Below are 18,976 nucleotides of genomic sequence, written 5' to 3'. Positions count from 1 at the left end.
GCAAGGGCGGGAAGACGACCGCCCGGCGGAAGGAGGCTGTACATGGCGGGTGGGCGCATCTTCGTTTCCCACCTCGCGGGCGTGGCCGTGTTCGACCCGAACGGCGACCAGGTAGGACGCGTGCGGGATCTGATCGTGGTGCTGCGGGTGGGGCGCAAGCCCCCGCGGCTGCTCGGGCTCGTGGTGGAGCTGCCGACCCGGCGGCGGATCTTCCTGCCGATGACCCGGGTCACCGGGATCCAGTCCGGCCAGGTGATCAGCACCGGTGTGCTCAACGTGCGCCGGTTCGAGCAGCGTCCCCCGGAGCGGCTGGTCTTCGGCGAGCTGCTGGACCGGCGGGTGCGGCTGGACGAGACGGGCGAGGAGGTCACCGTCCTGGACCTGTCGGTGCATCAGCTGCCCTCCAAGCGCGAGTGGGAGGTCGACCGGCTGTTCGTGCAGCGCGGCGGCCGCGGCGGCGCGTTCCGCCGCAAGGCCGGCGAGCAGTTCCTGGTGGAGTGGACGGCGGTCACCGGCCTGTCCCTGGAGGAGAAGGGCCAGGGGGCGGAGAACCTGCTGGCCACCTTCGAGCAGCTGCGCCCCGCCGACCTGGCCAACGTGCTGCACCACCTGTCCGCGAAGCGCCGCGCGGAGGTCGCCGCCGCGCTCGACGACGACCGGCTGGCCGACGTGCTCGAGGAGCTTCCCGAGGACGACCAGATCGAGATCCTCGGCAAGCTGGCCGAGGAGCGCGCCGCCGACGTCCTGGAGGCGATGGACCCGGACGACGCCGCCGACCTGCTGTCCGAGCTCCCGGAGGGCGACAAGGAACGGCTGCTGAGCCTGATGCGGCCCGCCGACGCCGCCGACATGCGCCGCCTGATGGCCTACGAGGACCGCACGGCGGGCGGCCTGATGACCACCGAGCCGATCGTGCTGCGCCCGGACGCCACCGTCGCCGACGCGCTGGCCCGGGTCCGCAACGCCGACCTCTCCCCCGCGCTGGCCGCCCAGGTCTACGTCTGCCGCCCGCCGGAGGACACCCCGACCGGCAAGTACCTGGGCACCGTGCACTTCCAGCGGCTGCTGCGGGATCCTCCGTACACGCTGGTCGGGTCGATCATCGACGACGACCTGCAGGCGCTGTCGCCCACCGCCGACCTGCCGGTGGTGGCGGGCTTCTTCGCCGCCTACGACATGGTGGCGGCGCCGGTGGTCGACGAGACGGGCTCGCTGCTGGGCGCGGTCACCGTGGACGACGTGCTGGACCACATGCTGCCCGAGGACTGGCGCGAGACGGAGTACCACCTGGAGGAGCCGCCGCCCGCCGCGCACCCCGCCGACGCGCCGAAGGAGGCGACCGCCGATGGCTCCTGACCGCGACGACCGCCGCCACGGCGACGACCGTGTGCCCGGCCGCGGCCGTGCGACGGCGCACGGCCGGGAGCGCCGCGAGACCCGCGAGACCCGCGAGACCCGGGAACGCCGCGAGGCACGCGAGGGACGCCCCCTCGCGGGCGCCACCGGCACCCGCACCCGGGAGCGGCTCGACCTGCCGCTGGGGACCCGCCGGCGGCGGCTGCTGCCCGAGTGGGACCCGGACGCCTTCGGCCGCGTCTCGGAGCGGATCGCCCGCTTCCTGGGCACCGGGCGCTTCCTGGTGTGGATGACGATCGCGGTCACCCTGTGGGTGGGCTGGAACGTCGCCGCGCCCCCGTCGCTGCGCTTCGACGAGTACCCGTTCATCTTCCTGACCCTGATGCTGTCCCTCCAGGCGTCGTACGCGGCCCCGCTGATCCTGCTGGCGCAGAACCGGCAGGACGACCGCGACCGCGTCAACCTGGAGCAGGACCGCAAGCAGAACGAGCGGTCCATCGCGGACACCGAGTACCTGACCCGCGAGGTCGCCGCGCTGCGCATGGGCCTCGGCGAGGTCGCCACCCGCGACTGGATCCGCTCCGAGCTGCAGGACCTGCTGCGGGAACTGGACGAGCAGCGCGCGGAGCGCGAGGCGGGACGTGACGCAGACGACCGGTGACGGGCCTGCCGGGTGGCGTTCCGGGGGCCGTACCATCGACCTTATGGTTACGGAAGACGCGGTGCGCGAAGCGCTGGCGACGGTGAACGACCCCGAGATCCAGCGGCCCATCACCGAACTCGGGATGGTCAAGTCGGTGGAGATCGGCGAGGACGGCGCGGTCGCCGTCACGGTGTACCTCACCGTCTCCGGCTGTCCGATGCGCGGGACCATCACGGACAACGTGACGGCCGCACTGCAGCGCGTCGAGGGTGTGACCTCCGTCGACGTGTCGCTCGACGTGATGAGCGACGAGCAGCGCAAGGAGCTGGCGGCCGCGCTGCGCGGCGGCACCGCCGAGCGCGAGGTGCCGTTCGCCAAGCCGGGCTCGCTGACCCGCGTCTACGCGGTGGCCTCCGGCAAGGGCGGCGTCGGCAAGTCCTCGGTGACGGTCAACCTGGCCGCGGCGATGGCGGCGGACGGCCTGAAGGTCGGCGTCGTCGACGCCGACATCTACGGCCACTCGGTGCCGCGCATGCTGGGCGCCGACGGGCGGCCCACCCAGGTCGAGAACATGATCATGCCGCCGTCGGCGAACGGCGTGAAGGTCATCTCCATCGGCATGTTCACCCCGGGCAACGCCCCGGTGGTGTGGCGTGGTCCGATGCTCCACCGCGCGCTCCAGCAGTTCCTGGCCGACGTGTACTGGGGCGACCTGGACGTCCTGCTGCTCGACCTGCCGCCCGGCACCGGTGACATCGCCATCTCGGTGGCCCAGCTGGTCCCGAACGCGGAGATCCTGGTCGTCACCACCCCGCAGCAGGCCGCCGCCGAGGTCGCCGAGCGGGCCGGCTCCATCGCGGTGCAGACCCACCAGAAGATCGTCGGCGTGGTCGAGAACATGTCCGGCCTGCCCTGCCCGCACTGCGACGAGATGGTCGACGTGTTCGGCACCGGCGGCGGCCAGCTCGTCGCCGACGGCCTGACCCGCACCACGGGCGCCACGGTGCCGGTGCTCGGCTCCATCCCGATCGACGTCCGCCTGCGCGAGGGCGGCGACGAGGGCAAGCCGGTGGTGCTGACCGACCCCGACTCGCCGGCCGGGTCGGCGCTGCGGGCCATCGCCGGCAAGCTCGGCGGGCGCCAGCGCGGCCTGTCCGGCATGTCGCTGGGCATCACGCCGCGCAACAAGTTCTGACGGAGCCGTGCGGTCCGCGACCGCACGGCCAGGGGGCGCCGTCCCGGCGGGGGCGGCGCCCCTCGTCGTACGGCGGCCCTCGACGCGTGTGAGCGGTCAGGCGTAGGCGGCGATGTCCTCGATCGCCGAGAAGCCCAGGCCGTAGGCGCTCATCCCGCGCCCGTACGCGCCCAGGTGGACGCCGTGGCCGGTGGAGCCCGCCAGCACCCAGCCGAACTCGGACTCGCGGTAGTGGAAGGTGGTGGCCTCGCCGTCCACCGGCAGCAGCAGGGTGGACCAGGCGGGGCTGTCCAGGTCGTCGGCGAGCACCCAGGCCGTCTCGGTCTGCTGCTCCAGCCAGTCGTCGCGCAGGCTGTGGTCCATCTGCAGGGGCCAGGTGTAGGAGAGCAGCCCCAGACCGGCCAGCCAGGCGGCGGAGGAGACGGTGGTGGCGTCCAGCACGCCGGTGCCGTCGGCGCTGCGGCGGACCGGCTGGTCGGCCACGGTGACCACGACGGCGAATCGTTCCTTGTCCTCGGCCGCCTCGTAGCGCACCGAGGGTTCGTCCCCGTGGCCGAGGGAGCCGTGCTCCACGGAGCCGTCGGTGGAGGAGGCCACCTGCATCAGCCAGCGGGGCCCGGTGAACGCCTCGTCCAGGCCGTACCAGGGGAACGGCGCTCGCAGGTAGCCGTCGACCCCGCCCGTGGCGGGCCGGCCGCCCACGACCGCCGACGCCTGCGCGCCTACCCGACTTCTCGTCTCCATGCCCGGACGCCTCCTCGTTCTTCGCCGGACCGCGGGGAGATCGTGGAGGATCGGCCGCCGGTCCGCACAACAACTCGGCAGCATAGCCACCTTGCTTCACGGGTCCGGGATTACGGCCGAACGGGTGGGTCGGCGGGGAGCCGTCCGGGGAGGGGGGATTCCCGCGCGCCGACGCGCGCGGGATCAGGTGGCGTCGAGGTCGTACGGGGGCCGCTCGACGGCCTTCTCCGGCTTCTTCTCCAGGCCGACCGGGCCGGTTGCGGCGGCGGCCGGGGCGGGGGACGAGGGCGTCGCGGAGGAGGACGCGGGGGTGGAGGGCGTCGGCGAGGAGGACGCCGCAGAGGACGCGGACGCGGAGGGCGTCGCGGGCTCGACGGCGGCGTTCGGGTCGGTGAGCTGCTGGATGTCCTTCTTCAGGTCGAGCGACTCGCGGATCTCCTTGATGCCGAGGTCGTCGTTCTGCAGCTGCTTCTGGATGAACGTCTTGGGGTTGAGGTCCTGGAACTCGAAGTCCTTGAACTCCGGGCCGAGCTCCTCGCGGATGTCCTGCTTGGCGCTCTCGGAGAAGTCGCGGATCTTGCGGATGGTCCGCGAGATGTCCTGGATCAGCTTGGGGAGCTTCTCCGGCCCGAAGACGAGCACGGCGAGGACGACGAGCGTCACCAGCTCGAGCGTGCCTATGTCATTGAACACCTGAAGCTCCTTGCGATGTCCCGGGGCGGATCCACGGTACCCGGCCGACCGGCCACACCGGTACCGTCTCGCCGTCCTCTGACGCATACAACACACCCCGGGCCGACGGGCGGCCGCACGCCGGTGACGGCCGGGTGACGCCGCGGTGGCGCGGCGCGGTACCGGCGCCACCGGCGTACCCGCAGGTCAGTCCTGGGAGGAACCGAGGACCAGGGAGACCTTGCGCTCCTCGCCGTCCCGCTTCACGGTCAGCTCCAGTCGGTCGCCGGGGCGGCGGGCCCGCGTCTTGACGATCAGCTCGTCCCCGGAGTGCACCCGGACGCCGTCCACGGCGGTGATCACGTCGCCGGGCTTCAGCCCCGCCTCGGCACCGGGACCGCCGGGCGTCACCGGGGACCCGCCGTCGGCGCCACGGGTGTGGACGCGGGCGCCGTCTCCGGCGTAGGCCATGTCGAGGGTGACGCCTATCACCGGGTGGGTGGCCTCGCCCTCGTTGATCAGCTCCTCGGCGACCCGCTTCGCCTGGTTCACCGGGATGGCGAACCCGAGGCCTATGGAGCCGGACCTGCCCTCGTCGGTGTCGATGCCGGTGTCGGCGGAGCGGATGGCGGAGTTGATGCCGACCACCCGGCCCTGGGCGTCCAGCAGCGGGCCGCCGGAGTTGCCGGGGTTGATCGGGGCGTCGGTCTGCAGCGCGTCGACGTAGGAGACGTCGCCGCCCTGGCCCTCGCCGCCACCGGCCGTGATGGGGCGTTCCTTGGCGCTGATGATGCCCGCGGTGACCGTGTTCGACAGGTCGAAGGGGGCGCCGATGGCCACCACCGGGTCGCCGACGCGGACGTTGTCGGAGTTCCCCAGCGGCATCGGGCGCAGGCCCTCCACGCCCTTCACCCGGACCACGGCCAGGTCGTAGCCGGAGTCCCCGCCGACCAGCTCGGCGCGGGCGGTCTCGCCGCCGCTGAAGGTGACGACGATGCGGCCGTCGCCGGAGTCCTCGGCGGCCTCCACCACATGGTGGTTGGTCAGGATGTGGCCGCGCTCGTCCAGCACGAAACCGGTGCCGGTCCCGGCCTGCCCGGAGCCCTGGACGTGCAGGGTGACCACGCTGGGCAGGGCGCGCTCGGCGATCCCCGCGACGCTGTCCGGGTCGCGGGGGGTGTCGCTGCGGGGCGCCTGCGAGAGCTCGACGACGCCGAGGCCGCCGTACCGCTCCAGATGGACGCCGGCCAGCCCGCCGGCCAGCCCCGCCGCCAGGGCGACCAGGGCCGCCCCGCCGACCAGGACCCGTCGGCGGCGCGCGCGCCGCCGGGACGGGCTCTCGGCGGCGTGCGCGCCGCCCTGCAGCGGGGCGGCGGGCACGGATGCGGTGCCCGAGGCCGGGGCGGGTCCGGTGCCGGGGGTGGCCCAGGGGTCGTAACGGCTCCACGGGTCCGCGGCGTCGGGCGCCGGGTCGGCCGCGGCGGGAGCGGCGTCCTCGGGCGCGGGCGCGGGGGCGGCGGGCGCGGCGGGGCCGGGAGGCGGGTCCGTCGGACCCTGCGCCGGGGTCACGGGCGCCCAGGCCTCGCGCGCCGCGGCCTGCCCGGCCGGGACCGGGGGCGCCGGTGCGGCCGGGGCGACGGGCACGGCAGGGTCCCCGGCGGCGGGGGCGGGGGCCTGCGGCGGCAGGTGGGTGCCCGCGGCCGGGGTCCCGGGGTGCTGCACGGGCGGCGCGGGGGCCCAGGGGCCCGGGTTGCCGTAGGGCGGCGTGCTGTAGTGGTCCGGCTCGTGCAGGGGTCGCGCGGTGGCGGAACCGGCGGGGGAACCGGTGGGCGAACCGACGGAGGAACCGGTGGGGGAACCGGCCCCCGAGGACTCCGGCCCCCCGGGGTCGCCCAGGTGCGCCGGGGCACCCGGCGCGTCCGGACGGACCGCGTGGCCCTCGGCGCCGCCGAAGCCGCCCGTGTCACCCGCCTCGCCCCGCGCCGCGTGATCGACCGACGACAGCGGCACCGCACCCCCGCCGTGACCGGGGTCCACGCCGTGGCCCGGGGCGGTCGAGGCGTCCGGGCCCGTGCCGTGGCCCGGGGCGGTGGAAGGGGCCGCACCGGTGGGCCGGGGCCGGGGCGCGGCGGGCCCCTGGGGGTCCGCCGGGCCGGGCGCGGCGAGGGGGAAGTCGCCGGAGGCGTCCGGCTCCGGGGCGGGCCGGGGACGGCTCCACCACTTGGGCCTCGCGGACTTCCCCGGCGTGCCCTCGTTCATGCTCTCCCCAACACCTGGCGCGATTCGTCGACGCGCCGCCCCACGCGGCGCAGTCCGGATTCAATCAGGTTCCCGCACCGGCGCGCAGAGAACCTGGTCAGCGTCCCACGGGAGGGGAAGCCGTGGCTCCGGTCGGCGCGGGCGAGGGCGCGGTCAGCAGGCCCGGCAGCCCCGGCGTGACCGGAGTGCCCGGCTGTATGAGGGGCGTGGGCGCGTCCTCCGGCACGGACTGCGCGCCGCCGGCGATCAGGGGGGCGGCCGCCGGGGCGAGCTGCTGCCGTTGACCGGCCGCGCTGTGGGCGAGCAGCGGCGCCGCGGAACGGCGGCGGCTGTCCACCGTGGCGGCGGCTCCGGTCCCCTGCTGGCGCGACGGGGTGGCGTTGCTGCGCAGGCCGCCGCGGTCGGAGTCGGAGACCGGCACCACCGTGGTGACGCCGCCGAGCGCCACCGCGGCCAGCGACACCGCGCTCGCGGCGGCGAAGGCGAACCTCCGGCCCCGGGAGGCCGCGGCCCGCTCGGCCTGGGCACGGCCGACGTCGTGGATGGGGAAGCCGTGCGTGGCCGAGGCGGACAGGCCGAAGGCGTCGGTGTTCCGGGAGCCGAACAAGGCGCTCCCGGGACCCTGCTCCTCGGCCGCCCGGCGCAGCCGCTCGTCGGGCCCGCCCGCGGGCAGCCCCTGCAGGCGCGCGAGGAGGCTCTCGGACGGGGTGGGGCCGGGGACCTCGGCGAAGACGTTCTTCAGCCTGCGCTGGGCGTCGGCCTCGACCCGGCAGCGGGCACAGGTCGCCAGGTGCGCCAGCACGCGCTCGCGCGCCTCATGGCCCAGCTCGCCGTCCACCAGGGCGGAGAGCCGGTCCCCGAGGTGCTGCTCGGCCGGCGTCGGACGTGATTCACTCACGCGGTCGCGCCTCCTCCTCTCAGCGCCGGCAGGCGGGTGACGCCGAACCGGCGCTCGGCGCGCGCCTCGGGAGAGCGGTGGGCGAGCGCCTTGCGGAGCTGCGAACGGCCGCGGTGGATCCGGCTGCGGACCGTACCGAGCTTGACGCCCAGGGTGGCGGCGATCTCCTCGTACGACAGTCCTTCGATGTCGCAGAGGACGACCGCGGCGCGGAACTCGGGCGCCAGCGTGTCCAGCGCCTGCTGGATGTCGGCGTCGAAGTGGGCGTCGTTGAAAACCTGCTGGGGCGACGGCTCACGGCCGGGCAGCCGCTCGGCGGCGTCCTCGGCGAGGGCGTCGAAGCGGATGCGCTGCTTGCGGCGCACCATGTCCAGGAAGAGGTTGGTCGTGATCCGGTGCAGCCAGCCCTCGAACGTGCCGGGGGAGTACGTGGACAGCGAGCGGAACACCCGGACGAAGACCTCCTGCGTGAGGTCCTCGGCGTCGTGCTGGTTGCCGGTCAGGCGGTAGGCGAGCCGGTACACACGCGCGCTGTGGGTGCTGACGATCTCCTCCCAGGTGGGCGGAGTCCACGCCGCCCCCTCGCCGTCGGTGGCGAACGTCGCGGTGCGGGTGGGCTCGGCGGAGGAACGGTCGCCCTCCGGGCCGGCCGTACGGTCGGCAGCGGTGTCGGTCACGGATTTCGGCCTGGCCGCCGACCCGAGGAGGCGTCTGAGCCCTCCACCGCGGTCTGCGGGCGCGGCCGCACCTCCCCTGTCGGCTCTGGTGGTGTCCAGTGGAGCCCCTACCATAGCCATCTCGTCCGTTAGCTCCGGATAAGCAGTTTTGCGAGAGTTCGCCACTCGCTCCATCGTCGCTTCCCCCGTCTCCTTCGCGCCTTTCCCCTCACCCTTCAAACGCGGCGTCCCGCCGCCAGGTTCCCGACGGCGCCGGATACAGTCACGACGAATGGATCCAGTGGGACGCCTAAGACGCGGACGGGGACGGGAGGGCGGCCATTAGCGGCAACCGGCAGGCGAGTTGGGCGCTGGCCGACGCGTTCGTCGCGGAGGACGAGGCGCTGCTCGTGGCCCGCGACCGGGCTCGGGAGGCGGGGCTGCGCCCCGTGACGCCCGCCGCCGGCTCGGTGCTGCGGCTGCTCGCCGCGTCGGTGGGCGCGAAGGCGGTCGCCGAGATCGGCACCGGCACCGGCGTCTCCGGCGTCCACCTGCTGCACGGCATGCGGCCGGACGGGGTGCTCACCACGGTGGACACCGAGCCGGAGTACCAGCAGTCCGCGCGGCAGGCGTTCCGGGCCTCCGGCTTCGCCGTCAACCGGGCCCGGCTGATCCCCGGGCCGGCGCTGGACGTGCTGCCGCGGCTGGCGGACTCCGGATACGACCTCGTCTTCTGCGACGCGGACCGGCTGGAGGTGCTGGACTACCTCGCCGAATCGTTGCGCCTGCTGCGGCCGGGCGGTCTCGTGGTGTTCGCGGGCGTCCTGGCGAACGGCAGGACGGTGGGCACGGGGCCGCAGCCGACGGAGGTGCTGCGCCTGCGCGAGCTGCTCCGCGAGGTCCACGAGAACGAGCAGCTGGTCCACTCCCTCCTCCCGGTGGGCGACGGCCTGCTCTGCGCCGCCAAACGCTGACGCGGCACCGCGGCGACCGACGCGCCCGCGCGCCGCGCACGGCCCCGGAAAAGGCCGCTGCCCGGTCCCTGGGGGACCGGGCAGCGGCGTCACGCTGAGTGGTGGTCGCGCGTCAGCCGACGACCTTCTTGAGGGCGTCGCCGAGCGCATCCGCCTCGTCCGGAGTCAGCTCGACGACGAGCCGACCGCCGCCTTCGAGCGGAACGCGCATGACGATGCCCCGCCCCTCCTTGGTCACCTCGAGCGGGCCGTCGCCCGTCCGCGGCTTCATGGCCGCCATGCTCGTTCCCCTTCCTGAAACCAGCTCAACCGCCGTGCCGGAAGACCTCGGGGAGGGAGCGCCTCGAAAAGGGACGCGCCTCGAAAAGGACTCGCCTGACCCGAGCGGGCAGGCGTCACCGGCATCGAACACATTGCTTCCCGGCCATTATCCCGCATCTCACGCACCAATGACCAACATCAGTCCGCATCGCTTGCGCAACGCGCGAGGCCAAAACCACTCAATTCGGGGATGTCACTGCGATACTGCGCCGTCGATCCGACCGGCCGGGACCGAATGGTGACCGGAATTCTTTGTCCGAGGTCACACACCGGCCACCGTCCGGCTTCCGGAATCTCCGCCATGCTGTCCTGACGACAGCAACCGACGGAGGGATTCCGAGATGGCCGACACCGTGCTCTACGAGGTCAGCGACGCGCTGGCGATCGTCACCCTGAACCGCCCCGACGCGATGAACGCGCTGAACGTCGAGGCGAAGGTGGCGCTGCGCGACGCCCTGCGGGCCGCGGCGGAGGACCCCGGGGTACGCGCGGTGCTGCTCACCGCGGCCGGTGACCGCGCCTTCTGCGTGGGCCAGGACCTCAAGGAGCACATCGAGCTGCTCGCCGCCGGTGAGGACGGCGGGGAGGGCCGCCTCAGCACGGTGAGTGAGCACTACAACCCGATCGTCCGCGCCATCGCCGGGATGGCCAAGCCGGTGGTCGCGGGCGTCAACGGGGTGGCCGCCGGGGCCGGCTTCGGCTTCGCGCTGGCCGCGGACCACCGGATCGTCGCGGACACCGCCAAGTTCACGACCTCCTTCGCGGGCGTCGCGCTGACCGCGGACTCGGGGGTGTCCTGGACGCTGCCGCGGGTGGTCGGCCCGGGCCGCGCCACCGATCTGCTGCTCTTCCCCCGCTCCGTCGACGCCCGCGAGGCGCTGGAGCTGGGCATCGCCGACCGGGTGGTGCCGGCCGCGGAGCTGCGCGCGGAGGCGGAGAAGACGGCCCGGAAGCTGGCCGAGGGGCCCACGGTCGCCTACGCGGCGCTCAAGGAGTCGGTGGCCTTCGGCCTGACCCACTCCCTGGAGGAGACCCTGGAGAAGGAGGACGAGCTCCAGGGCCGGGCCGGCTCGTCGGAGGACCACCGGATCGCGGTGCAGGCGTTCCTCGACAAGGAGCGCCCGAAGTACCTGGGCCGCTGACGCGGCCGGCGCCACGCCCCACGGGTCCGGGCCAGGCCGCGGGGCCGTCCGGGCCCGCGGGTCAGCCCTCGCGCACGGCGCAGTCGGCCAGGTGGTCGTTGACGAGGCCGCAGGCCTGGAGCATCGCGTAGGCGGTGGTGGGGCCCACGAAGCGCAGGCCGCGGCGCTTGAGGTCCTTGGCCAGGGCGGTCGACTCCGCGGTCACGGCGGGCACGTCGGCGAGGGTGCGGGGGGCCGGGCGGGGCGCGGGGGCGTGGGACCAGATCACCTCGTCGAGCTCACCCGGCTTCCACTCGGCCAGCACCTTGGCGTTGGCCAGGGTGGCGTCGACCTTGGCCCGGTTGCGGATGATCCCGGGGTCGGCCAGCAGCCTGGCCCGGTCCTCGTCGGTGAAGGCGGCCACCTCGGCGATCCGGAACCCGGCGAAGGCGGCCCGGAAACCCTCACGGCGGCGCAGGATGGTCAGCCAGGACAGCCCGGACTGGAACGCCTCCAGGCAGAGGCGTTCGAACAGCGCGTCGTCCCCGTGGACCGGGCGGCCCCACTCCTCGTCGTGGTAGGCGAGGTAGTCGGGCGTGGACAGTCCCCAGGGGCAGCGCGGCCGTCCGTCCGGCCCGGGCATTGCTCCGGAGTCCGGCACGCTCTCCGTCACGGCCGCGGGCGGCGGCTCGGCGGGGGTCATCGGGCCTCCCCCGGCCCGGCCCACCCGTGGTGGCCGCCGCCGTCCTCCCGGCCCGCCGCCCCGGCACCGCCGGGCGGAGTCCCCTCGGGGCTCCCCTCCCGGTCCGGCGCGTCCTGGTCCCGCTGGTCCCGGTCCGGGGCGTCGTCCCGGTCCGGGGCGTCGTCCCGGTCCCGCTGGTCCGGTGCGCCCCGGTCCCGTTCGTCCTGGGCCGCGAGGATCGTCGCCCGGGCGGCGTCCGCGCGGGCGGTGTCCAGGGCGGACTCCAGGGCGGCGATGCGCTCGTCGCGGACGGCGAGCTCGTGGGCCAGCCGGAGGAGGGCGTCGTCGACGTCCGCCATCCGGTAGCCGCGCAGGGCCGGCGGGAAGCGCAGCGCCTCCACGTCCCGCGTGGTCAGCCCGCGGTGCGGGGGCAGCGGGTCGTGGAGGCGGTCCGGCGGCGCCTCGGGCAGCACGGCGCGGTCGCCGCCGCCGACGACGGCCAGTGTGGTCGCGGTCACCACCACGGCGAGCGCGACGACCATGAAGAGGAACATTGACAAGGCTGCGGCCCCCGCGGGTGTCGAAGTTGCCAGGGGTCCGATCGTGCCATGCCGCCGGTGCGGTTAGGGTCGCAGAGCCGAAGACCGGTGCAGCGGGACGCAGAGGAAAGAGGCCGCACGGAATGCTCAGGCTGGGCAGGCGTGAGTTCGACACGCACGAGCCGGTGATCATGGCCATCGTGAACCGGACGCCGGACTCCTTCTACGACCGGGGCGCCACCTTCCGTGACGAACCGGCACTCGCCCGGGTGGAGCAGGCGGTGGCCGAGGGCGCCGCGATCATCGACATCGGCGGGGTGAAGGCGGGTCCTGGCGAGGAGGTCGACGCCGAGGAGGAGGCCCGCCGGACGGTGGGCTTCGTGGCCGAGGTGCGACGCCGGTTCCCCGACGTGGTGATCAGCGTGGACACCTGGCGGCGCGAGGTCGGCGAGGCGGTCTGCGAGGCCGGCGCGGACCTGCTGAACGACGCCTGGGGCGGGGTGGACCCCGGGCTGGCCGAGGTGGCGGCCCGGTACGGGGTGGGACTGGTGTGCACCCACGCCGGGGGCGCGGAGCCGCGGACCCGGCCGCACCGGGTGGCCTACGACGACGTCATGGCCGACATCCTGAAGGTGACCGTGGGGCTGGCCGAGCGGGCGGTGTCGCTCGGGGTGCCGCGTGAGTCGGTGCTGATCGACCCGGGGCACGACTTCGGCAAGAACACCCGGCACAGCCTGGAGGCGACCCGGCGACTCGGCGAGATGACGGCCACCGGGTGGCCGGTGCTGGTCTCGCTCTCCAACAAGGACTTCGTCGGCGAGACGCTGGACCGGCCGGTCAAGGAGCGGCTGCTGGGCACGCTGGCGACCACGGCGGTGTCGGCGTGGCTGGGCGCCCAGGTCTACCGGGTGCACGAGGTCGCGGAGACCCGGCAGGTCCTGGACATGGTGGCCTCCATCGCCGGCCACCGCCCGCCCGAGGTCGCCCGCCGCGGCCTGGCCTGACCGGCGGCACCCGTCCGGCGGCACCCGTCCGGCGGCGGCGTGCGCGCGGGGGCCGGGCGGGACGGGCCGGGCGGGGGGGACGGGAGCGTCTAGCGGCCGGCCGCCCCGCGGGAGACCAGGGCGACGGCCTCGTCCACGTCGTCGGTGAGGTGGAACAGCTCCAGGTCGCGCTCGGCGCACTTGCCCCCGGCGACCAGCGTGGACTTGATCCAGTCGACCAGGCCGCCCCAGTGCTCGCTGCCGAACAGGACGATCGGGAAGCGGGTCACCTTGCCCGTCTGGACCAGGGTGAGCGCCTCGAACAGCTCGTCCAGGGTGCCCATGCCGCCGGGCAGGACGACGAAGCCGCGCGAGTACTTCACGAAGCAGGTCTTGCGCGCGAAGAAGTACCGGAAGTTCAGCCCGATGTCGCAGTAGGGGTTGAGCCCGGTCTCGAAGGGCAGCTCGATGCCGAGGCCCACGGAGACGCCGCCGGCCTCGCGGGCGCCCTTGTTGGCGGCCTCCATGGCGCCCGGGCCGCCGCCGGTGATCACCGCCCAGCCGGCCTCGGCCAGCCCCCGCCCCAGCCTGACCCCCGCCTCGTACTCGGGCGAGTCGGGCTTGGTGCGGGCGGAGCCGAAGACGCTGATGGCGTGCGGCAGCCCGGACAGCGCGCGGAAGCCCTCGCCGAACTCGGCCTGGATCCGGGCGACCTGCCAGGCGTCGCGTTCGGTCCAGCCCGACTCGCCGTCCGGGTCGAGCAGTCTGCGGTCGCTGTCCCCCACCGGACCGGTCGTCCGGTCGGCGGAGGCGGCCTCGACCGGGTCGAGGCCGTGCAGCAGGTAGCCGAGCCGTTCCTCGCGCGGGGACACCTGCGTTCCCTCGGAGTTGCCTGCGGTCATGGGCTCTCCCCTCCGTGACGGTTCTCCGCGTCCTCCGCGGAGAGGTCCTCCGCAGAGAGTAGGTCTACGCGGGTTACCCACTGGGGACACGAACATGTCCGTCGTGTGCCGTCCAGTACCCGTTTCGGTGCCCTTTACGGACCTGCCGCGCGCCCCGGGAGCCCGCCGCGGCCCCGTCCGGCACCTGCCCGGCGCCCGCCCGGTGTCACCGGCAGGCCCCGCCGCGGCCCTTCCCCGGCCGTCCGGCCGCCTCAGCCGGTCAGCCAGTCCCGCAGCCGGCGCTCGGCCTCGGGGATCGTCGACGCCGTCACGCGCTCGTCCCTCTTGTGGGCGAGCAGCGGGTTGCCGGGTCCGTAGTTCACCGCGGGGACGCCGAGGGAGCTGAAGCGCGACACGTCGGTCCAGCCGAACTTGGGCTGCGGGGTGCCGCCGACGGCCTCGATGAAGGCCTGGGCGGCGGGGTGCGAGAGGCCGGGGAGGGCGCCGGGGCTGTGGTCGTCGACTACGAACTCGTCGATCGGGCAGTCCGCGAAGACCTCGCGGACGTGGGCGATCGCCTCCTCCTCACCGCGGTCGGGCGCGTAGCGGAAGTTGACGGTGACGGTGCACACGTCGGGGATGACGTTGCCGGCGACGCCGGCCTCGATCGCGACCGCGTTGAGGCCCTCCCGGTACTCCAGGCCGTCGATGACCGGGCGGCGCGGTCGGTACTCGGCCAGGCGGCTCAGGATGGGCGCGGCGGCGTGGACGGCGTTGGCGCCCATCCAGGAGCGCGCCGAGTGGGCCCGCTCGCCGGAGGTGCGCAGCTTGACCCGGAGGGTGCCCTGGCAGCCGCCCTCGACCTGCCCGTCGGTGGGCTCGAGGAGGACCGCGAAGTCACCCTCCAGCCAGTCGGGGTGTGCGGCCGCCACATGGCCGAGCCCGTTGAGGTGGGCGTCGACCTCTTCGTTGTCGTAGAAGACGAAGGTCAGGTCGCGATTGGGCTCGGGCACGGTGGCGGCGATCCGCAGCTGCACCGCGACGCCGGACTTCATGTCGCAGGTGCCGCAGCCCCAGAGCACGCCCTCCTCGTCCAGGCGGGAGGGGACGTTGTCGGCGATCGGCACCGTGTCGATGTGCCCGGCTAGGACGACGCGCTCCCGGCGGCCCAGGTGGGTGCGGGCCACCACGTTGTTGCCGTGCCGGTCGACGGTGAGGTGGGGCAGGGTGCGCAGCGCCGCCTCGATCGCGTCCGCCAGGGGCTTCTCGGTGCCGCTCTCGGAGGGGAGGTCGACGAGCCTGGCGGTCAGCAGGGCGGCGTCCAGCGAAAGGTCAAGCGGGGATTCGGCCATGGCCCCGACCCTAACCCCCGCCCGGCGGGGAGAGGTTGTCCACAGGGCTCGGGCACCGGCGCGCACCTCCGTTACCGTGTTACCCGTGAAAGAGACGTCAACCGCCCCCAAACGTCGCGGTCGCCTCTTCCGTTACGGAGCGGCCCTGGTGGTGCTGTGCTCCCTCGCGGGTTACGTGGCGGCCCGGCAGCTGCCCGGTGGCGCCGGTCCCTCCGGACCGGGCTGCGAGGTGGTCGCCTCCGGCGGACGCGGCGAGGCCGCCCGCTACGCGTTCACGCCCGAGCAGGCCGTGAACGCCGCCACCATCACGGCCGTCGGCACGGCCCGTGACCTGCCCGAGCGTGCCGTGACGATCGCCCTGGCGACGGCGCTCCAGGAGTCCTCGCTGCGCAACATCCGCTACGGCGACCGGGACTCCCTCGGCCTCTTCCAGCAGCGGCCCTCGCAGGGCTGGGGCACGCCCGAGGAGATCATGGACCCGGCCTACGCGGCCGGACAGTTCTACGACCACCTGGTGAAGGTCCCGGACTACACGGAGATGCCGCTGACGGTCGCCGCGCAGGAGGTGCAGCGCAGCGGTTTCCCGGACGCCTACGCCAAGCACGAGCCGGACGCCGCGCTGATGGCCGCGGCGCTCACCGGCCGCAGCGCGGCCACGCTGACCTGCTCCGGACGGCCCGCGCCGGACGCGCAGGCCGGACCGGAGGCGGTCCGGGCGGCGCTGACGCGGGACTTCGGCACCGACGTGCTGGACACGGCCGCAGCGGAGACCACCGCGGACCGGGCCGGCGCGGAAACCCTGGCCGGGGCCGACGACCGGGCCGGGGAGCGGGCCGGGGAGCGGGCCGACGACCGGGCCGGGGAGCGGGCCGGGGAGCGGGCCGACGACCGGGCCGGGGAGCGGGCCGGGGAGCGGGCCGGGGAGCGGGCGTCCGCGTCGGCGAAGTCCCCCTCCCCGGTGGCCGAGCGGACGGTGACGGTCCCGGTCGCGGAGCCCGAGGAGCGCCGGCAGGGCTGGCAGTTCGCCCACTGGGCGGTGGCCAACGCGTCCTCCCTGGGCATCGAGAAGGTCACCTACGCGGGCCGGGAGTGGACGTCCGGCCGGGTCGGGTGGCACCGGCCCCTCGACGAGGGCGCCCAGGGCGCGCCCGGTGCGCCCGGCGCCGGCCAGGTCCGGATCGTCACCTCGCGGTAGGGCCCGTCCCGCGGATCACGCCGTTCCGGCCGCCGGGGGGTGTGCTCACCCGCACCCCCACACCCTCGATCAGGCATGCGAGGCTTCGCCCGGTGGGGCCAACCGTCCGTCTGCCGTCCGGTGTTCCGCGGCGGTTATCGCACTGGTGGCCCACCGGGCGCCGTTTCCGTTGCGGCAGCGGCGGCGGAAGGTTTCCGCAGCGCTCGTCACCCTGTCCGGAACATCCCGTTCCGTCCGCAGCCGATAATGCGACGCATTGCCAACTCTTTACGTCGGCGGTCCGCAACCTTCGGCCCGCCCGGTCCGTAAACACTGCGTCCGCCTCGCCGGACCATGACCTGGCGGTCGACCCACGAGGCCGCCGTGGACCGAACGTAAGGAGCACCATGTCCCTCCCCCTGACCCGCCGGATCGCCCGTGCCGCGCTGCTCGTCGCCGCGGGAGCCGCGCCCGTCGTCGGCGCGGCCGGATCCGCGCAGGCCGCCCCCGCCCTGCCGGACCTGGCTCCGGTGGCGGCGCTGGACGGCGCCGGAGAGCTGGGCTCCACCCTGAGCGGCGTGACCTCGCACGTGACCGGTCTGGCCGGCCAGGCCGGCGGCGACGCGGTCGAGGGCGGGACCAAGGCCGCCACCGGCGGCGCCACGATGGCCGGGAAGGCCGCCGAGGGCGTGCCGGACGTCCAGAAGGTGGTGGGCGGGGTCGCCGGGCAGGCGGGCACCATGGTCGGCGACGCGACCGGCAACCTCCCGGTGGGCGACCTGCCGCTGCCGGTCTGACCACCGCTCCCGCGGAAGCGGCGGGCCCCCGGAGCCCATGGGCTCCGGGGGCCTCCGTGTGCTCGGGGCGCCGTCAGCCGAGCCGCTCCACGGCGGCCGCCACCCGCTCGTCGGTGGCCGTGAAGGCGACGCGGACGTGCCGCTCGCCGGCCGGGCCGTAGAAGTCGCCGGGGGCGACCAGGATGCCCAGCGAGGCCAGGTACGCCACGGTGTCCCAGCAGGACTCGTCGCGGGTGGCCCACAGGTACAGGCTGGCCTCGCTGTGCTCGATGCGGAAGCCGTGCCGCTCCAGCGCGCCGCGCAGCAGCGCACGCCGGGCCGCGTACCGCTCGCGCTGCTCGGCCACGTGCCCGTCGTCGCCCAGCGCGGCCGTCGCGGCGGCCTGGGTGGGCATGGAGGTCATCATCCCGCCGTGCTTGCGCAGCTGGAGCAGCGGCATCAGCACCTCCGGGTCGCCCAGCAGGAACGCCGCCCGGTAGCCCGCCAGGTTGGAGCGCTTGGAGAGCGAGTGGACGGCCACCAGGCCCTCGTGGGAGCCGTCGCAGACGTCGGGGTGGAGCACCGACACCGGCTCGGCCTCCCAGCCGAGCTCCAGGTAGCACTCGTCGGAGACCACCAGCACGCCGTGCTCGCGCGCCCAGGCCACGATCCGCCGCAGCTCCTCCTTGGGGAGCACCCGTCCGGTCGGGTTGGACGGCGAGTTCAGCCAGAGCAGCTTCAGGGAGCCGGGGTCCAGGTCCTTCGTCGGGTCGTCGTAGGCCGCGAAGTCCGCGCCGGCCAGACGGGCGCCCACCTCGTAGGTCGGGTAGGCCAGCCGGGGGAAGGCCACGGTGTCCCCGGGGCCGAGACCGAGCTGGACCGGCAGCCAGGCCACCAGTTCCTTGGAGCCCACCACCGGCAGCACGTTGCGGTGCGTCAGCCCCTGCGCCCCGAGCCGCCGCCCGGCCCAGCCGGTGATGGCGTCCCGCAGTTCCGGGGTGCCCCAGACCGTCGGGTAGCCCGGCGAGTCGGCCGCCTCGGCCAGCGCCTTGCGGATCAGCTCCGGCACCGGGTCGACCGGCGTGCCGACGGAGAGGTCGACGACGCCGTCCGGGTGCTCCGCCGCGGTCGCCTTGTAGGGCTCCAGCTTGTCCCAGGGGAAGTCCGGCAGGCGGCTCGAGAGCTCGGACACGGGTTTGGCTCACTTTCCTCGTGGCGCGGGTGGTGCGGGGTGGGCGGCGAAACGCCTCGGTCCCGCAGGCGACCGGTGCCGGATCGCCGTACGGGACCGAGGGGGAGTGATCACTCCTACGGGTTCCGCTACTGGTTCTGCGGGGGCAGCGCGGCGACGAACGGGTGGTCGCGCTCGATCAGGCCCAGCTTGCTGGCGCCGCCGGGAGAGCCGAGCTCGTCGAAGAACTCCACATTGGCCTTGTAGTAGTCCTTCCACTCGTCCGGGGTGTCGTCCTCGTAGAAGATCGCCTCGACCGGGCAGACCGGCTCGCAGGCACCACAGTCGACGCACTCATCCGGGTGGATGTAGAGGGAACGCTGCCCCTCGTAGATGCAGTCGACCGGGCACTCCTCGATGCACGCCTTGTCCTTCACGTCGACACAAGGCTGCGCGATGACGTAGGTCACGCTGTCGTTCCTCCTCGATAGGGCGCTGGCGGGCCTCCGCAGGCTCCGCCGCCTGGCGCGCGGGAGCGCGGCGTCGTCGATGCCCGCCCCTAGTATCTCCACTTCGGGA

General features: G+C 74.4%; 19 protein-coding genes and 1 pseudogene. 8 read left to right on the top strand and 12 right to left on the bottom strand.

Going from position 1 to position 18,976, the window contains the following annotated elements:
* Window positions 1-42: 42 nt before the first annotated feature.
* From ABZ836_RS02455 to ABZ836_RS02445, 3 genes are read left to right on the top strand one after another with little or no spacing between them, the layout of a single operon-like run.
* Window positions 43-1,356 (top strand): CBS domain-containing protein, encoded by a 1,314-nt coding sequence (locus ABZ836_RS02455; protein WP_356130339.1) that lies wholly within the window; start codon window positions 43-45, stop codon window positions 1,354-1,356.
* Window positions 1,346-2,017 carry a DUF1003 domain-containing protein gene (locus ABZ836_RS02450; protein WP_356130337.1) on the top strand — a complete coding sequence of 224 codons (672 nt, stop codon included), beginning with the start codon at window positions 1,346-1,348 and terminating at the stop codon, window positions 2,015-2,017. Before ABZ836_RS02455 ends, ABZ836_RS02450 begins: the two co-directional genes overlap by 11 nt.
* A 43-nt stretch (window positions 2,018-2,060) precedes the next feature.
* The gene (locus tag ABZ836_RS02445; protein ID WP_356130335.1) at window positions 2,061-3,194 is read left to right on the top strand and encodes an Mrp/NBP35 family ATP-binding protein; all 1,134 of its coding nucleotides are present in this window, start codon (window positions 2,061-2,063) and stop codon (window positions 3,192-3,194) included.
* 96 nt (window positions 3,195-3,290) lie between these two features.
* Here ABZ836_RS02445 and ABZ836_RS02440 read toward each other — a convergent pair whose 3' ends face one another.
* The 5 genes from ABZ836_RS02440 to sigE form a co-directional block, all read right to left on the bottom strand.
* Window positions 3,291-3,938 carry a hypothetical protein gene (locus ABZ836_RS02440; protein WP_361138476.1) on the bottom strand — a complete coding sequence of 216 codons (648 nt, stop codon included), beginning with the start codon at window positions 3,936-3,938 and terminating at the stop codon, window positions 3,291-3,293.
* Window positions 3,939-4,121: 183 nt separating this feature from the next.
* The gene (locus ABZ836_RS02435) at window positions 4,122-4,631 is read right to left on the bottom strand and encodes a sec-independent translocase (RefSeq protein WP_361138473.1); all 510 of its coding nucleotides are present in this window, start codon (window positions 4,629-4,631) and stop codon (window positions 4,122-4,124) included.
* A gap of 186 nt (window positions 4,632-4,817) precedes the next feature.
* On the bottom strand, window positions 4,818-6,869 hold the full coding sequence (locus tag ABZ836_RS02430) for a trypsin-like peptidase domain-containing protein (protein WP_361138470.1): 2,052 nt from the start codon (window positions 6,867-6,869) through the stop codon (window positions 4,818-4,820).
* A 97-nt stretch (window positions 6,870-6,966) separates the two neighbouring features.
* Complete coding sequence (locus ABZ836_RS02425) at window positions 6,967-7,767, bottom strand: zf-HC2 domain-containing protein (protein WP_356137170.1); 801 nt, start codon at window positions 7,765-7,767, stop codon at window positions 6,967-6,969.
* Entirely contained in the window at window positions 7,764-8,558 is a 795-nt protein-coding gene (gene sigE, locus ABZ836_RS02420; protein ID WP_356137168.1) for an RNA polymerase sigma factor SigE, read from the bottom strand. The genes ABZ836_RS02425 and sigE overlap by 4 nt, the downstream gene beginning before the upstream one ends.
* Window positions 8,559-8,764: 206 nt before the next feature.
* Between sigE and ABZ836_RS02415 the strand changes: the two genes are divergently transcribed.
* Window positions 8,765-9,397 (top strand): O-methyltransferase, encoded by a 633-nt coding sequence (locus tag ABZ836_RS02415; protein ID WP_356137186.1) that lies wholly within the window; start codon window positions 8,765-8,767, stop codon window positions 9,395-9,397.
* A 112-nt stretch (window positions 9,398-9,509) separates the two neighbouring features.
* Here ABZ836_RS02415 and ABZ836_RS02410 read toward each other — a convergent pair whose 3' ends face one another.
* Window positions 9,510-9,677, bottom strand: a complete 168-nt coding sequence (locus ABZ836_RS02410; RefSeq protein ID WP_003966491.1) for a DUF3117 domain-containing protein — start codon at window positions 9,675-9,677, stop codon at window positions 9,510-9,512.
* 382 nt (window positions 9,678-10,059) lie between these two features.
* On the opposite strand from ABZ836_RS02410, the gene ABZ836_RS02405 reads away from it, so the two are divergent.
* Window positions 10,060-10,860 carry an enoyl-CoA hydratase-related protein gene (locus ABZ836_RS02405; protein ID WP_361138466.1) on the top strand — a complete coding sequence of 267 codons (801 nt, stop codon included), beginning with the start codon at window positions 10,060-10,062 and terminating at the stop codon, window positions 10,858-10,860.
* Window positions 10,861-10,921: 61 nt separating this feature from the next.
* Here the strand turns inward: ABZ836_RS02405 and ABZ836_RS02400 are convergent, their stop codons facing one another.
* On the bottom strand, window positions 10,922-11,542 hold the full coding sequence (locus ABZ836_RS02400; protein ID WP_361138463.1) for a DNA-3-methyladenine glycosylase I: 621 nt from the start codon (window positions 11,540-11,542) through the stop codon (window positions 10,922-10,924).
* 227 nt (window positions 11,543-11,769) lie between these two features.
* Window positions 11,770-12,075 (bottom strand): annotated as a pseudogene (locus ABZ836_RS02395) (DivIVA domain-containing protein); the annotation flags it as partial.
* 128 nt (window positions 12,076-12,203) lie between these two features.
* On the opposite strand from ABZ836_RS02395, the gene folP reads away from it, so the two are divergent.
* Entirely contained in the window at window positions 12,204-13,064 is an 861-nt protein-coding gene (gene folP / locus ABZ836_RS02390) for a dihydropteroate synthase (protein ID WP_361138460.1), read from the top strand.
* An 89-nt stretch (window positions 13,065-13,153) separates the two neighbouring features.
* Here the strand turns inward: folP and ABZ836_RS02385 are convergent, their stop codons facing one another.
* Both ABZ836_RS02385 and dapE read right to left on the bottom strand, forming a co-directional pair.
* Window positions 13,154-13,945 carry a TIGR00730 family Rossman fold protein gene (locus ABZ836_RS02385; RefSeq protein ID WP_356137160.1) on the bottom strand — a complete coding sequence of 264 codons (792 nt, stop codon included), beginning with the start codon at window positions 13,943-13,945 and terminating at the stop codon, window positions 13,154-13,156.
* 251 nt (window positions 13,946-14,196) lie between these two features.
* Window positions 14,197-15,276, bottom strand: a complete 1,080-nt coding sequence (dapE, locus tag ABZ836_RS02380) for a succinyl-diaminopimelate desuccinylase (RefSeq protein WP_356137158.1) — start codon at window positions 15,274-15,276, stop codon at window positions 14,197-14,199.
* Window positions 15,277-15,424: 148 nt separating this feature from the next.
* Between dapE and ABZ836_RS02375 the strand changes: the two genes are divergently transcribed.
* Window positions 15,425-16,471: a heavy metal transporter gene (locus ABZ836_RS02375; protein ID WP_361138557.1), complete on the top strand. Its 1,047-nt coding sequence runs from the start codon at window positions 15,425-15,427 to the stop codon at window positions 16,469-16,471.
* Window positions 16,472-16,857: 386 nt separating this feature from the next.
* Window positions 16,858-17,247: an ATP-binding protein gene (locus ABZ836_RS02370; RefSeq protein WP_356137154.1), complete on the top strand. Its 390-nt coding sequence runs from the start codon at window positions 16,858-16,860 to the stop codon at window positions 17,245-17,247.
* Between the two features lie 73 nt (window positions 17,248-17,320).
* Here ABZ836_RS02370 and dapC read toward each other — a convergent pair whose 3' ends face one another.
* The gene (dapC, locus tag ABZ836_RS02365) at window positions 17,321-18,418 is read right to left on the bottom strand and encodes a succinyldiaminopimelate transaminase (RefSeq protein WP_361138455.1); all 1,098 of its coding nucleotides are present in this window, start codon (window positions 18,416-18,418) and stop codon (window positions 17,321-17,323) included.
* A gap of 128 nt (window positions 18,419-18,546) precedes the next feature.
* Entirely contained in the window at window positions 18,547-18,867 is a 321-nt protein-coding gene (gene fdxA, locus ABZ836_RS02360; RefSeq protein ID WP_077966227.1) for a ferredoxin, read from the bottom strand.
* Window positions 18,868-18,976: the final 109 nt, after the last annotated feature.

This window comes from Streptomyces sp. NPDC047130 (assembly GCF_040643475.1).
Classification (GTDB): domain Bacteria; phylum Actinomycetota; class Actinomycetes; order Streptomycetales; family Streptomycetaceae; genus Streptomyces.
The sequence above is the reverse complement of the archived record's forward strand: the minus strand, read 5'-3'. Positions and strand labels throughout refer to the sequence as shown.